At 69.4% G+C, this 12,232-nt stretch carries 14 protein-coding genes and 1 pseudogene; 9 read left to right on the top strand and 6 right to left on the bottom strand.

Annotated elements, in window-relative coordinates; genetic code table 11:
* The first annotated feature begins 59 nt into the window (after nucleotides 1–59).
* The 3 genes from meaB (at nucleotide 60) to OHS70_RS11275 (ending at nucleotide 3,197) form a co-directional block, all read left to right on the top strand.
* On the top strand, nucleotides 60–1,016 hold the full coding sequence (meaB, locus tag OHS70_RS11285; RefSeq protein WP_328396303.1) for a methylmalonyl Co-A mutase-associated GTPase MeaB: 957 nt from the start codon (nucleotides 60–62) through the stop codon (nucleotides 1,014–1,016).
* A gap of 64 nt (nucleotides 1,017–1,080) precedes the next feature.
* Nucleotides 1,081–1,668 carry a TetR/AcrR family transcriptional regulator gene (locus OHS70_RS11280; protein ID WP_328396301.1) on the top strand — a complete coding sequence of 196 codons (588 nt, stop codon included), beginning with the start codon at nucleotides 1,081–1,083 and terminating at the stop codon, nucleotides 1,666–1,668.
* Nucleotides 1,665–3,197, top strand: a complete 1,533-nt coding sequence (locus tag OHS70_RS11275; protein WP_328396299.1) for an MFS transporter — start codon at nucleotides 1,665–1,667, stop codon at nucleotides 3,195–3,197. The genes OHS70_RS11280 and OHS70_RS11275 overlap by 4 nt, the downstream gene beginning before the upstream one ends.
* Here OHS70_RS11275 and OHS70_RS11270 read toward each other — a convergent pair.
* The 4 genes from OHS70_RS11270 to OHS70_RS11255 form a co-directional block, all read right to left on the bottom strand.
* Nucleotides 3,115–3,591 carry a MarR family winged helix-turn-helix transcriptional regulator gene (locus OHS70_RS11270; protein ID WP_328396297.1) on the bottom strand — a complete coding sequence of 159 codons (477 nt, stop codon included), beginning with the start codon at nucleotides 3,589–3,591 and terminating at the stop codon, nucleotides 3,115–3,117. The genes OHS70_RS11275 and OHS70_RS11270 overlap by 83 nt on opposite strands.
* Nucleotides 3,592–3,711: 120 nt before the next feature.
* A complete protein-coding gene (locus OHS70_RS11265) occupies nucleotides 3,712–4,494 on the bottom strand; it encodes an AIM24 family protein (RefSeq protein WP_328396295.1) in 783 nt (260 codons plus the stop codon).
* Complete coding sequence (locus OHS70_RS11260) at nucleotides 4,491–5,141, bottom strand: AIM24 family protein (RefSeq protein ID WP_328396293.1); 651 nt, start codon at nucleotides 5,139–5,141, stop codon at nucleotides 4,491–4,493. Before OHS70_RS11260 ends, OHS70_RS11265 begins: the two co-directional genes overlap by 4 nt.
* On the bottom strand, nucleotides 5,141–5,773 hold the full coding sequence (locus OHS70_RS11255; protein ID WP_328405553.1) for an AIM24 family protein: 633 nt from the start codon (nucleotides 5,771–5,773) through the stop codon (nucleotides 5,141–5,143). Before OHS70_RS11255 ends, OHS70_RS11260 begins: the two co-directional genes overlap by 1 nt.
* Before the next feature lie 178 nt (nucleotides 5,774–5,951).
* Here OHS70_RS11255 and OHS70_RS11250 point away from each other — a divergent pair, with 178 nt between their 5' ends.
* Both OHS70_RS11250 and OHS70_RS11245 read left to right on the top strand, forming a co-directional pair.
* Nucleotides 5,952–6,302 (top strand): DUF3817 domain-containing protein, encoded by a 351-nt coding sequence (locus tag OHS70_RS11250; RefSeq protein WP_328396291.1) that lies wholly within the window; start codon nucleotides 5,952–5,954, stop codon nucleotides 6,300–6,302.
* Nucleotides 6,299–6,592, top strand: coding sequence for an MTH1187 family thiamine-binding protein (locus tag OHS70_RS11245; RefSeq protein WP_328396289.1), 294 nt, complete (start codon nucleotides 6,299–6,301; stop codon nucleotides 6,590–6,592). Before OHS70_RS11250 ends, OHS70_RS11245 begins: the two co-directional genes overlap by 4 nt.
* A gap of 169 nt (nucleotides 6,593–6,761) precedes the next feature.
* Here OHS70_RS11245 and OHS70_RS11240 read toward each other — a convergent pair.
* Nucleotides 6,762–6,896, bottom strand: a pseudogene (locus OHS70_RS11240) (transcriptional regulator); the annotation flags it as partial.
* A gap of 198 nt (nucleotides 6,897–7,094) precedes the next feature.
* Between OHS70_RS11240 and OHS70_RS11235 the strand changes: the two are divergent.
* The 3 genes from OHS70_RS11235 (at nucleotide 7,095) to OHS70_RS11225 (ending at nucleotide 9,801) form a co-directional block, all read left to right on the top strand.
* Nucleotides 7,095–7,604 (top strand): MarR family winged helix-turn-helix transcriptional regulator, encoded by a 510-nt coding sequence (locus tag OHS70_RS11235; protein WP_328396287.1) that lies wholly within the window; start codon nucleotides 7,095–7,097, stop codon nucleotides 7,602–7,604.
* A 63-nt stretch (nucleotides 7,605–7,667) separates the two neighbouring features.
* Nucleotides 7,668–7,997, top strand: a complete 330-nt coding sequence (locus OHS70_RS11230) for a DUF3817 domain-containing protein (RefSeq protein WP_328396285.1) — start codon at nucleotides 7,668–7,670, stop codon at nucleotides 7,995–7,997.
* 103 nt (nucleotides 7,998–8,100) lie between these two features.
* Nucleotides 8,101–9,801, top strand: coding sequence for an acyl-CoA mutase large subunit family protein (locus tag OHS70_RS11225; RefSeq protein ID WP_328396283.1), 1,701 nt, complete (start codon nucleotides 8,101–8,103; stop codon nucleotides 9,799–9,801).
* Nucleotides 9,802–9,885: 84 nt separating this feature from the next.
* Here the strand turns inward: OHS70_RS11225 and OHS70_RS11220 are convergent, their stop codons facing one another.
* Nucleotides 9,886–10,533, bottom strand: coding sequence for a TetR/AcrR family transcriptional regulator (locus tag OHS70_RS11220; RefSeq protein ID WP_384045966.1), 648 nt, complete (start codon nucleotides 10,531–10,533; stop codon nucleotides 9,886–9,888).
* Nucleotides 10,534–10,780: 247 nt separating this feature from the next.
* Between OHS70_RS11220 and OHS70_RS11215 the strand changes: the two genes are divergently transcribed.
* On the top strand, nucleotides 10,781–11,755 hold the full coding sequence (locus OHS70_RS11215; RefSeq protein WP_328396279.1) for a tetratricopeptide repeat protein: 975 nt from the start codon (nucleotides 10,781–10,783) through the stop codon (nucleotides 11,753–11,755).
* The last annotated feature ends 477 nt before the right edge of the window (nucleotides 11,756–12,232 follow it).

Raw genomic sequence — 12,232 nt, 5'->3', positions numbered from 1 at the left:
GGGCGCGCTTCTCGCCCCAATCCGAAGTACGCGTCCCTAACTCAAGGAACGGAGCAGTGATGGCGGACGTCCCCGAGCTGGTCGCCCAGGCGCGCGAGGGCAGGCCCCGGGCCGTGGCCCGGCTGATCTCGCTGGTCGAGGGGGCGTCGCCGCAGCTGCGCGAGGTGATGGCGGCGCTCGCGCCGCTGACCGGAGGGGCGTACGTCGTCGGTCTGACCGGTTCGCCGGGTGTCGGCAAGTCGACGTCCACGTCGGCGCTGGTGTCGGCGTACCGGCGGGCAGGCAAGCGGGTGGGAGTGCTGGCCGTCGACCCGTCCTCGCCCTTCTCGGGCGGGGCGCTGCTCGGCGACCGGGTCCGGATGTCGGACCACGCCTCCGACCCCGGCGTCTACATCCGCTCGATGGCCACCCGCGGCCATCTGGGTGGCCTGGCCTGGGCCGCACCGCAGGCGATCCGTGTCCTGGACGCGGCCGGCTGCGAGGTGATCCTGGTCGAGACGGTGGGCGTGGGCCAGTCGGAGGTGGAGATCGCCTCCCAGGCCGACACCTCCGTGGTGCTGCTGGCGCCGGGCATGGGCGACGGTATCCAGGCGGCCAAGGCGGGCATCCTCGAGATCGGCGACGTGTACGTCGTGAACAAGGCGGACCGGGACGGTGCGGATGCCACCGCCCGCGAGCTCAACCACATGCTGGGCCTGGGCGAGTCCCGCGGCCCCGGCGACTGGCGCCCGCCGATCGTGAAGACGGTCGCGGCGCGGAACGAGGGGATCGACGAGGTCGTCGAGGCGCTGGAGAAGCACCGCGCGTGGATGGAGGAGCACGGCGTTCTGACGGAGCGCCGGGCCCGCCGCGCGGCCCATGAGGTGGAGACCATCGCGGTCACCGCACTGCGCGAACGCATCGGCGATCTGCACGGCGACCGCCACCTGGACGCTCTGGCACAGCGGATCGTGGCGGGCGAACTGGACCCGTACACGGCGGCGGACGAACTGGTGGCGGGTCTGACCACGTCCTGACGCCGTCCGCGACCGGATCCTTCCTCGGTAGACACTGTCTACCCCCGCCTGGTAGACAGTGTCTATGAGTGAACAGGACTCGGGTCTGCGTGCCCGTTTGATCGACGCCGGTGTCGACCTGCTGAGGCGGGAGGGTGTCCAGGCGCTGTCCCTGCGGGAGATCGCCCGCCAGGCGGGCGTCTCGCACGGTGCCCCGCGCCGTTACTTCCCGACCCACCTGGAACTGCTGTCCGCCATCGCGCGTGAGGGCTTCGCCGATCTGGCCGGCCAGGTCGCCGAGGCGATCGGCGACAGCCAGGCAGGCCCCCGCGCCCAGCTCATGTCGCTGGGACGCGTGTATCTCGGCTTCGCGCTGGCCGACCGCGGCATGTTCGAGCTGATGTTCCGTCATGACCTGCTGGAGAGCGGCCGTCTCGGCCTGCGGGAGACCAGCCTCCCGCTCTTCGAGGTGCTGGTGGATCTCGTGGCCAGGGCACAACCACACTCCGACGCGCCACCCCGGCTCGTCGCGGGCGCGCTGTGGGCGAATCTGCACGGCATCGCGCAGCTGTGGGCATGGGGAAGTCTTCCCCTCGCTGTGGGCGGGGACGACGTCGAACCGCTGCTCCGTGCCGCGCTGGACGCGCACCTCGGGCCGGAGGCGGCCCGATGAGCTCACGGCGCCATCGGCGTCTCACCCTCGCGGGCAGCATCACCGGGGCGGCGATCGTGGCCCTGGACGGCACCGTGCTGGTCGTCGCTCAGCCCACCCTTCAGCGGGACCTGGACGCCTCGTTCGTACAGGTCCAGTGGACCAGCACCGGATATCTCATCGCCGTGGCGAGCCTGCTCGTATTCGCCGGCCGCCTCGGCGACCGGTACGGGCATCAGCGGGTCTTCGCCGCGGGGATGGTGGGGTTCGCGGCCGCTTCGGCGGGTATCGGCCTGGCGCCCGGCATCGGCTGGGTGATCGGCCTGCGCGTCGTCCAGGGGATCTTCGGAGCGCTGCTGCAACCGGCCACGCTCGGGATGCTGCGCGCGGTGTATCCCCCCGACCGGCTCGGCACGCCGATCGCCTTGCGTACCAGTGCCATCGGACTGGCAGCGGCCGCGGGGCCGGTCGTCGGCGGTGCACTGGTCGCCCACCTCGGCTGGCGAGCCGTCTTCCTCGTCAATGTCGTACCGGCGCTCGTGATGGGCCTGCTCGCGCTCGCCGTCCGGGTGCCGCAGCCCCGGAACATGGGTGCCGTCCGGCTGGACCTGCCCGGTGCCGGCCTTCTCGCCCTGGCACTGGTGTGCCTTGTGCACACGCTCGTCGAGACACCCCGGACAGGCTGGACGGGGGCGACGGCGCTGGGATGCGGGGTGTTCGCCGCCGCGAGCGCCGCGTTCGTCCGTCATGAGCGGCGTACGGCGAGTCCGCTGGTGCCCTCCGCCCTTCTGGGTACCGCGGCCGTGCCCTCGGCGCTCGCCGTCCTGCTGGCGGCGTCGGCAGCACTGTTCGGCACACTGTTCGTCGGGACCTATTTCCTTCAGGACGTCCTGGTGCTGGACCCGCTCGAGACCGGTCTGAGAGTGCTGCCCCTGGCCCTGATGATGGTGCTGAGTGCGCCCGCCTCGGCGCTGCTGCTGCACCGGCAGGGGCCCCGCCGGACGGCCGTGGCGGCGATGGCGCTGCTCGCCCTCGGCATCCTCGCGGTGTCCCGGCTCGACCAGGCGTCGACGCCGATCGCGATCGGCGGCAGCTTTCTCCTTCTGGGCGCCGGCTTCGGCCCGGTGATGGTCGCCGCGACGGCCGTCGTCGTGCGCCGGGCGTCGGTGGGCGACGCAGGGGTGGCCGGCGGACTCCAGCAGACCGCCATGAACATCGGCCCGACGCTGGGCGTCGCCGCTGCCACGATGCTGGTTTCCGTCTCCGCGCCTCGCGCCGTCGACGGCCGGTCGGGCGGCGGGCCGCACTGGAGCGGCGAGTCCTTCGCCTCCGCGATGGGCTCCGCCCTGATGGCCCTCGCGGCCGTGGCCCTGATCGGTGCGCTGCTCGCCATCGGGCTGCCCGGTCGCACGGGCGGCCGTGCGTCCGTCCTGCCGGACACGGCACGGCGCGGGGCGGCCGGTGGGGTCAGAGCTTGCTGCGCCGGCCACGCAGATGCTCGGCGACCGGAGTCAGCGAGGCCCGCAGGTCCTCCAGCGCCTCCGGCGTGAGCAGGTCGATGAAGTGCTTGCGCACGGACGCCACATGGTGCGGTGCGACCTTCTGCATGGTCGCGATCCCGTCGTCGGTCAGCACGGCGTACAGACCGCGGCGGTCCGACTCGCAGTGCTCCCGGCGCACCAGGCCGGCGTTCTCCATGCGGGTGATCTGGTGGGAGAGGCGGCTCTTGGACTGCAGCGTGGCCGCGGCGAGGTCGCTCATCCGCATCCGCCGGTCCGCCGACTCGGAGAGGTTGACCAGGATCTCGTAGTCGTTGTTGGTCAGTCCGAACGGCTGGAGGTCCTTCTCGAGCTGGTGCATCAGCAACCGGCTGACGTCCAGATGGGTGCGCCAGGTGCACTGCTCGTCATCGGTCAGCCAGCGAGTGGCCGTCTCGGTCTCCATATATGGATACTACCCTAAGAAGTTGAAAAGCGGACGAAATCTGGGAGTGTGACGTACGGCACCCGGCCCCGTACGCAACAAGGGTGCAGACGTTCGACGTCACACTCCGCAGACTACCGTTCACAGGCCGAAGCGACGCTGGAGGTCCCCCAGCTGGCCGGGAAGACGCGGTGCGGAGCCGTGTTGACCGCCGCCCGCGGGGCCGCCGTGGCCGCCCGGAACTCCTGGCTCCGACGGCACGGTGCCCGTCGCGTGCTCGGCCATCAGCACCTCGGTCGACTGCAGCAGCACCGTGCCCGCGCCGACGAACTCGAACTGGTGCTCCTCACCCGACGCCCCGCCGATTCCGGTCAGCGCGCGCACCCCGCCCATCACCCCGGACATATAGCCGTGGTCGTAGTGGTGGCAGGGTGACGGACAGTCCGCCCACCCCACGAGGGCCTGCGGATCCACCCTGATCGGCGGCTCCATGAAGACCACCGGGCCGTTCGAGGCGGCGACGAACTTCCCCGTCCCGATCAGCGTCACGAACCCCGGCACGATCGACTGCTTCAGTGCCAGCGTCGGCTGAAACGCGAGCAGATTGCCGGACCGGATCGTGAGATTGCCGTTGTCGAGGTCGAAGGAGTTGACTTCGAAGGCCCGGTCGGCGAGCAGCATCTTGCCGCCGCCCTCCGCCACCACCCAGTCGCTCGCGTGCAGCGGCGAATGGAAGGACGTACGCCTCAGCCGGTCGAGCCGGCCGTGGCCGATTCCGTTGAAGTCGATGCGCCCGTAATAGGCGATCATCTTGCCCTTCTGCAGGAACCACTGGCTCGACTTGAGCTCCACGCAGAAGGTGTACGGATTGACGTTGTCGTCGCTCGGCAGCGTCGTCGGGTCGAAAATCACCGGCGTGCTCACAGCTTCTCCTCCGACGCCTGGACGTACACCGCACCGCTGCCGCTGAGCTCGAGCTGGAACGCCTCGCCCGAGCCGCGGCCCACCATGTCGCGCCAACCCAGCGCCGTGGAGAGCTTGTTGCGTACGTCGCCGTGGTGCGCGACATACGCCTGCGGGTCCACATGGACCGCCCGCCCCGGGGTGATCGGCAGCTCGATCACTCCGCCGTGCGCCATCACCGCGACCGCGCCGTGGCCCTTGAGGGTCGTGGTGAACAGGCCCTGGCCGGTCACCTGCCCGCGCACCATGCCCATGACCCCGCCCTGCGAGCCCATGAACATCGTTCCCTGCTGCAGTGTCCCGTCGAAAGCGAGCAGCCGGTCCGCCTCGACACAGAGGGTGTCGCCGGTGAGGTTGATGACCTGGATGTGATGGCCGCCGTGGCCGAACATCACGGTCCCGCTGCCCTCGACCGTCATCAGTGGCGTCGCCTCGTTCGCCACGCGGCGCCCGATCATCGACATCAGCCCGCCCTGACCGCCGCTCATGTTCGGCGTGAACGAGACCTCGCCCTTGTACGCGAGCATGGCGCCGCGCTGGGAGTACATCTTCTGGCCCGGGACCACGGTGGCCTCGACCATCTTGGAATTGACCTCGCGGAACGGCATCAGACGTCCCCTCCGACGGTGTTCCGCTCGCTCGGCTGGACGTAGACGAGCCCGTCGCCCTCGAAGCGGATCTGGAACGCCTCGCCGCCGCCCTCACCGAGGAACGTGCGGAAGGTCACACCCGACTGGAAGTCCTGCCGCAGATTGCCCTGGTGCGCGATGTACGCGCCGGGGTCGACCGACAGCGGGTACTGCGGCGTCACGCGCAGCACCACGGCCTGACCGTCCGACATGACCGCCGCCTGGCCGGTGCCCTCCACGGTGGTGGTGAACAGCCCGTTGCCCGTCGCGCCGCCACGCAGTCCGGTGAACGTCGTGCCGGTGCGCAGTCCCGCGTCGGTGCACAGCAGGTTGCTCGACTCGACGTAGAGCTTGTCGCCATGCAGGTTCACGAGGTTGATCTCGGACGCGCGGTCGGCGAAGAAGCAGGTGCCCTGCCCCTTCACTTCCATCATGGTCATCTGCTCGCCGGTGAGCCGGCGGGTGACCATCCCGCGGATGCCCTCACCGCCACCGGACATCTTCTTGAAGGTCATCTGGCCGTCGTAGGCGACCATCGAACCGTTCTTCGCTTTGACGGCGTCGCCGGTCATGTCGACGGCGAGCACTTTGCTGCCTTGGAGTCGGAACATTGCCACGGGAGGACGTTAACCGGTGATTCCGGCCCCGAACAGGGGACTCGGGGATGATCCGGACCCTGACGAGGGACAGCACGGGCAGATGCCACAATGGTGGCCCCCGCTTGTGCATTCATTCACAAGATCACTGTCCAACCGTGTCGTGTCCGACCCCGACGTCAAAGGTGCCTTCGTGGACATCAAGACCGCCACCGCCATCCACCGGCTGCGCCTCATCTCCGTCCCGGAGGCGCTCTCCTTCCCCGCTCTGCTGATCTTCGGCTCGCTGCTGAGCCGCATTTCGGACATCGACTTCCTGATGATGCCTCTCGGGATCCTGCACGGCGTGCTCTTCGTGATCTACGCGGTGCTGCTGCTCGACGTGTGGGCGAAGACCAAGTGGCCCCTCGAGCGGGTCGGCCTCTTCTTCCTTCTCGCGCTCCTGCCGTTCGGCGGCCTGTACGGCGACAAGCTGCTGAAGCGCTACGAGCAGGACGCCGTCATCGCCACCCGCGCCCGCCGCGAGAGCAAGGTGGACGCGTGATCGTCGCCTTCTCCGTCACCCCGCTGGGCGTCGGTGAGGACGTCGGCGAGTACGTCGCCGACGCTGTGCGGGTTGTCCGCGAGTCCGGGCTGCCCAACCGTACGGACGCGATGTTCACCTCGGTCGAAGGTGACTGGGACGAGGTGATGGACGTCGTCAGGCGCGCCGTCGCCGCCGTCGAGGAACGTGTGCCGCGCGTCTCCCTCGTCCTCAAGGCCGACATCCGCCCGGGAGTGACGGACGCGCTGACCTCCAAGGTCGAGACCGTGGAACGCCATCTGGCGGGCTGACCCCGCGAGTTGTGCCGAGAGCCCCTGGCCCGACGGGCCGGGGGCTCTTCCGTGCCTGCTGTTTGAGCGAGCGCTCACAACCGTCCGATCTTGGCCGGGTCCTCTCCGCCTCCCCGCCCGGCGGAGCGGGTGGTCCGCCACCGCCTCCGCCGTACGAGCGCACGCCGCCGCGCTCGTACAGCACCTGATGGCCGTAGCGGCGCGAGGTCGGCGGACCCGCGTCCCGCAGCACCGCCAGATGCGCGGACACGGTGGAAGGAGCGAGCAAGAGCCGCTGCGGACGGCCGCCTGGGTCTCCCAGAGCGGGGACACGGCGAACCGGCACCGCAGGAGGTCCTGGTCGTCGCCGGGGCCGGAGCCGTCGGAACCCTGTGCACGATCGCTGTGATCAGGCACGTCGCGCGGTACCGGCGTCCGCCGTGCGCGTTGGGCCGAAAGACTGAAGGGACCGAAGAGCGAGACAGGGCTGACCAGCATGTGACCAGTGGGTAAGGTCGGTGCCGTGCCGAAGCCGCTCAGTCTTCCCTTCGACCCCATCGCCCGAGCCGATGAGCTCTGGCAGCAGCGATGGGGGCCGGTGCCCTCGATGGCAGCGATCACCTCGATCATGCGCGCCCACCAGATCCTGCTCGCTGAGGTCGACGCCGTGGTCAAGCCGTACGGGCTGACCTTCGCGCGGTACGAGGCGCTGGTGCTGCTCACCTTCTCCAAGGCCGGCGAGCTGCCGATGTCCAAGATCGGCGAGCGTCTGATGGTGCACCCGACCTCGGTCACGAACACCGTCGACCGGCTGGTGAGGTCCGGTCTGGTCGACAAGCGCCCGAACCCGAACGACGGCCGCGGCACCCTGGCCTCCATCACGGACAAGGGGCGCGAGGTGGTCGAGGCGGCCACCCGCGACCTGATGGCCATGGACTTCGGGCTCGGCGCGTACGACGCGGAGGAGTGCGCGGAGATCTTCGCGCTGCTGCGCCCGCTGCGGATCGCGGCGGACGACTTCGACGCGAAATAGACCGTGCCGGCAGGGCGCGACCCGGGCGAAGATCGCCCCTTGCGCCCGGTTACGCTCAGGGCCATGAAAGCGAATGTGCTGACCCGCTACCGGGCGATGGCCTACATCACCGCCGTGTGGCTGCTTGTCTTCACCGCGGCGATCGTCGCGAAGTACGCGTTCCACGTCGGCGACACCATGCTGATCTCGCAGATCCACGGTGTGCTCTTCATCGTCTACGTGATCTTCGCCTTCGATCTGGGCTCCAAGGCGAAGTGGCCGTTCGGCAAGCTGCTGTGGGTGCTGGCCGCGGGCTGCATTCCGTTCGCCTCCTTCTTCGTCGAGCCGAAGATCACCCGGGAGACCCGCCGGCACATCGCGGACGCCGTGAGCCCGGTCAAGGCCGAGGCCTGACACCTCCGAACGGCCGCGGGCACGGCCCGCGGCCACTGCGTTCATCCGCTGCTACGCAGCGTTGCCATCGACATTTACTAGGACGTCCTAGTAAATTGAAGGTATGGACGCTGACGCCATCGAGGAAGGCCGCCGACGCTGGCAGGCCCGTTACGACAAGGCCCGCAAGCGGGACGCGGACTTCACCACGCTCTCCGGCGATGCCGTCGAGCCGGTCTACGGGCCGCGGCCCGGGGACACCTACGAGGGCTTCGAGCGCATCGGATGGCCCGGTGAGTACCCCTACACCCGCGGTCTGCACGCGACCGGGTACCGGGGCCGCACCTGGACCATCCGCCAGTTCGCCGGCTTCGGCAATGCCGAGCAGACGAACGAGCGCTACAAGATGATCCTGGCCGCCGGCGGCGGCGGGCTCTCCGTCGCCTTCGACATGCCGACCCTGATGGGCCGCGACTCGGACGACCCGCGTTCCCTGGGCGAGGTCGGCCACTGCGGTGTGGCCATCGACTCCGCCGCCGACATGGAGGTCCTGTTCAAGGACATCCCGCTCGGCGATGTCACGACGTCGATGACGATCTCCGGGCCCGCCGTGCCGGTCTTCTGCATGTATCTGGTCGCCGCCGAGCGCCAGGGCGTCGACCCGGCCGTGCTGAACGGCACGCTGCAGACCGACATCTTCAAGGAGTACATCGCGCAGAAGGAGTGGCTCTTCCAGCCCGAGCCGCATCTGCGTCTGATCGGCGACCTGATGGAGCACTGCGCGCAGGGCATCCCCGCGTACAAGCCCCTGTCGGTCTCCGGTTACCACATCCGCGAGGCGGGCGCGACGGCCGCGCAGGAGCTCGCGTACACCCTCGCCGACGGCTTCGGCTATGTGGAGCTGGGCCTGTCCCGCGGTCTGGACGTCGACACGTTCGCGCCCGGCCTGTCCTTCTTCTTCGACGCGCACCTCGACTTCTTCGAGGAGATCGCCAAGTTCCGTGCCGCGCGCCGGATCTGGGCGCGGTGGATGAAGGAGGTGTACGGCGCGAAGACCGACAAGGCCCAGTGGCTGCGCTTCCACACCCAGACCGCCGGTGTCTCGCTCACCGCCCAGCAGCCGTACAACAACGTGGTGCGTACGGCCGTCGAGGCCCTGTCCGCGGTTCTCGGCGGCACCAACTCCCTGCACACCAACGCCCTCGACGAGACCCTCGCCCTCCCCAGCGAGCAGGCCGCCGAGATCGCCCTGCGCACCCAGCAGGTGCTGATGGAGGAGACCGGCGTCGCCAACGTCGCCGACCCGCTCGGCGGTTCCTGGTACGTGGAGCAGCTCACGGACCGGATCGAGGCCGACGCCGAGAAGATCTTCGACCGGATCAAGGACCGGGGGCGTCTGGCGCACCCCGACGGACAGCACCCGATCGGCCCGATGACCTCGGGCATCCTGCGCGGGATCGAGGACGGCTGGTTCACCGGAGAGATCGCCGAGTCGGCCTTCCGCTACCAGCAGTCGCTGGAGAAGGGCGACAAGCGCGTCGTGGGCGTGAATGTCCACCACGGCTCGGTCACCGGGGACCTGGAGATCCTGCGGGTCAGCCACGAGGTCGAGCGCGAGCAGGTGCGCGTGCTGGCCGACCGCAAGGCCGGGCGGGACGACGCGCTCGTGAAGTCCTCGCTGGAGGCGATGCTCGCCGCGGCGCGCGACGGATCGAACATGATCACGCCGATGATGGACGCGGTGCGGGCCGAGGCCACACTGGGCGAGATCTGCGACGCGCTGCGCGACGAGTGGGGCACCTACACGGAGCCCCCCGGCTTCTGACCCCCGGCTTGTGAGCTCAGGGCTTCTGAACCCCCGGCATCCGTGCCGGGGGTTCTGCGGCTGCTGCCGGAGCAGAGGAGCGGATCAGCCCGAGAGGGCCTTTATCCCGGACAGCAGCAGCAGGGTGAAGCGGCGAGCCCACTCCGGATCGACCGGCTCCCCGCTCACCAGCGCCCGGTGGACCACGGCGCCCGCCACCACATCGAAGATCAGGTCCGTGTTGAGATCCGCCATCGCGGGGTCGTCCTCGTACGGCAGTTCACCCCGGGCCTGGGCGCGTTCGCGGCCCTCGACCACCAGCCGCTTCTGCCGCTCGACGATGGCCTCGCGGATACGGGCGCGCAGCGCCTCGTCGCATGTCGCCTCGGCGACCACGCCCATCAGTGCCGTCTTCGTCTCCGGCTGCGCGAGCAGCGTGGCGAACTGGAGCACGACGGCCTCCACGTCCGCGGCGAGGCTGCCGAGGTCGGGCAGTTCGAGTTCGTCGAAGAGAACGGCGACGGCATCGACGACGAGTTCGTTCTTGTTCGTCCAGCGGCGGTAGAGGGTGGTCTTGGCCACCCCGGCGCGCGTGGCCACATCGCCCATCGTCAGCTTCGACCAGCCCAGCTCGACGAGCGAGGCGCGCGTGGCCTCGAGGATCGCGGCATCGGCCTCGGCGCTGCGAGGCCGTCCCGTACGTCCTGTACGCGCTGATTTGGGATGAGTGCTGCTGGGCATGCCCGTGACCATACCGGCCGGTAAGGAAAACATCGCGGGCCTGTCCGTGTGAGGCAGTTCACCGAGCGAAACTCACACGCGAACGGGCGCATCCAGTTACGCTACGACCCGTAGCGAAAGCCTGGACAGACTCCTGGACGGGCTCGAAGCGACAACCACAGGCGTCAGGGTGGGGACCCTGCGCCACATTCTGGGGAACGGAAGCCGGATCGACCGTCCGGCTTTTCACTTGGGCGCGCGGAGGGGGGAGGATGTACTCATGCAGCCTAGGAACATGTCCATGAGCGGCGTCGTCGACCTTGCCGCGGTGAAGGCGGCCGGAGAGGCCAAGGCGAAGGCGGAGCAGGCCCGGGCCGAGGCGGCCCGTCAGGGCGGCGGCGGTGCAGTGTCCCCCGCCACCCTTGTGATCGACACCGACGAGGCGGGCTTCGAGCGCGATGTCCTGCAGCGTTCCACCGAGGTCCCGGTCGTCATCGACTTCTGGGCCGAGTGGTGCGAGCCGTGCAAGCAGCTGACTCCGCTGCTGGAGCGCCTCGTCAAGGAGTACAACGGCCGCTTCGCTCTCGCCAAGATCGACGTCGATGCCAACCAGTTGCTGATGCAGCAGTTCGGGATCCAGGGCATCCCGGCGGTCTTCGCGGTGGTCGCCGGCCAGGCGCTGCCGCTCTTCCAGGGCGCGGCGCCCGAGGCACAGATCCGCGCCACGCTGGACCAGCTGATCCAGGTGGCCGAGGAGCGCTTCGGCCTGACCGGCCTGGTCGTGGACGCCGAGGCGCCGGAGGCCGACGAGGCCGCTCCGGCCGCCGTGCCGGCCGGTCCGTACGACGCCCTGCTGGAGGCGGCCGTGCAGGCGCTGGACGCGGGTGACTTCGGCGGTGCGGTCCAGGCGTACAAGAACGTGCTGGCCGACGACCCGGGCAACACCGAGGCGAAGCTGGGCCTCGCGCAGGCCGATCTGCTGGGCCGCGTAAAGGACATGGACCCGCAGCAGGTCCGCAAGGACGCGGCCGACGATCCGGCCGATGTGGCCGCGCAGATCGCCGCGGCCGATCTGGACCTGGTCGGCGGCCATGTGGAGGACGCGTTCGGCCGGCTCGTCGAGACCGTGCGGCGCACGTCCGGCGAGGACCGTGACAAGGCCCGGCTGCGGCTGCTCGAGCTCTTCGAGGTCGTCGGTGCGGATGATCCGCGGGTGACTTCGGCGCGTTCGGCGCTGGCCCGGGTGCTGTTCTGACGTACCTGTCATGAGAGCGCCGTTTCGGCGTTCCCGCGGCGGTGGTGCCTGCTCGGCACCACCGCCGTTTTGGCGACACAGTGACAAAACGCGACTCCGCTTTACCAAAACTTGGTAATCCGAGCGGTTGTTACTCCGAGTACATCAATCCGCTTGTTCTGTCCGTTTATTGGCGGCAATTTCCGACTCTGTCTCAGGGGGTCGTGGCACCCAGCGTGCTCGGGTGGCGCCAGTCGGTCGTGTCGTGGTTATCAGGCCGTTACTAGCGAGTAACGAACCCCCTTGTGCCCCGGCCGGGAATGGACCACGATCGGCCACGCTCGGTCCATTACCGCACCAGCCCGGCCCCCAGCCGTGCCGCGGGTCCTTGGGTCCCCACCGAGTCGGCCGGCGGCAGTGGCGCCGGTCGCGGACAGGGGGGTTCCTGCCGAACAGCAGGGCCTGTCCGACCGGTTGCGCGACAGCGCGACCAGTGGT

Origin of the sequence: Streptomyces sp. NBC_00390 (assembly GCF_036057275.1) — a bacterium.
Lineage (GTDB): Bacteria > Actinomycetota > Actinomycetes > Streptomycetales > Streptomycetaceae > Streptomyces.
This window is presented reverse-complemented; position numbering and strand designations above follow the sequence as displayed.

Bases quoted from the DNA above. Each gene is read 5' to 3' on its own strand.
- OHS70_RS11280 (WP_328396301.1), top strand. From the start codon at position 1,081: ATGAGTGAACAGGACTCGGGTCTGCGTGCCCGTTTGATCGACGCCGGT.
- OHS70_RS11215 (WP_328396279.1), top strand. From the start codon at position 10,781: ATGCAGCCTAGGAACATGTCCATGAGCGGCGTCGTCGACCTTGCCGCG.
- OHS70_RS11225 (WP_328396283.1), top strand. From the start codon at position 8,101: ATGGACGCTGACGCCATCGAGGAAGGCCGCCGACGCTGGCAGGCCCGT.
- OHS70_RS11270 (WP_328396297.1), bottom strand. From the start codon at position 3,591: ATGGAGACCGAGACGGCCACTCGCTGGCTGACCGATGACGAGCAGTGC.
- OHS70_RS11230 (WP_328396285.1), top strand. From the start codon at position 7,668: ATGAAAGCGAATGTGCTGACCCGCTACCGGGCGATGGCCTACATCACC.
- OHS70_RS11275 (WP_328396299.1), top strand. From the start codon at position 1,665: ATGAGCTCACGGCGCCATCGGCGTCTCACCCTCGCGGGCAGCATCACC.
- OHS70_RS11220 (WP_384045966.1), bottom strand. From the start codon at position 10,533: ATGGTCACGGGCATGCCCAGCAGCACTCATCCCAAATCAGCGCGTACA.
- meaB (WP_328396303.1), top strand. From the start codon at position 60: ATGGCGGACGTCCCCGAGCTGGTCGCCCAGGCGCGCGAGGGCAGGCCC.
- OHS70_RS11260 (WP_328396293.1), bottom strand. From the start codon at position 5,141: ATGCCGTTCCGCGAGGTCAATTCCAAGATGGTCGAGGCCACCGTGGTC.
- OHS70_RS11255 (WP_328405553.1), bottom strand. From the start codon at position 5,773: ATGTTCCGACTCCAAGGCAGCAAAGTGCTCGCCGTCGACATGACCGGC.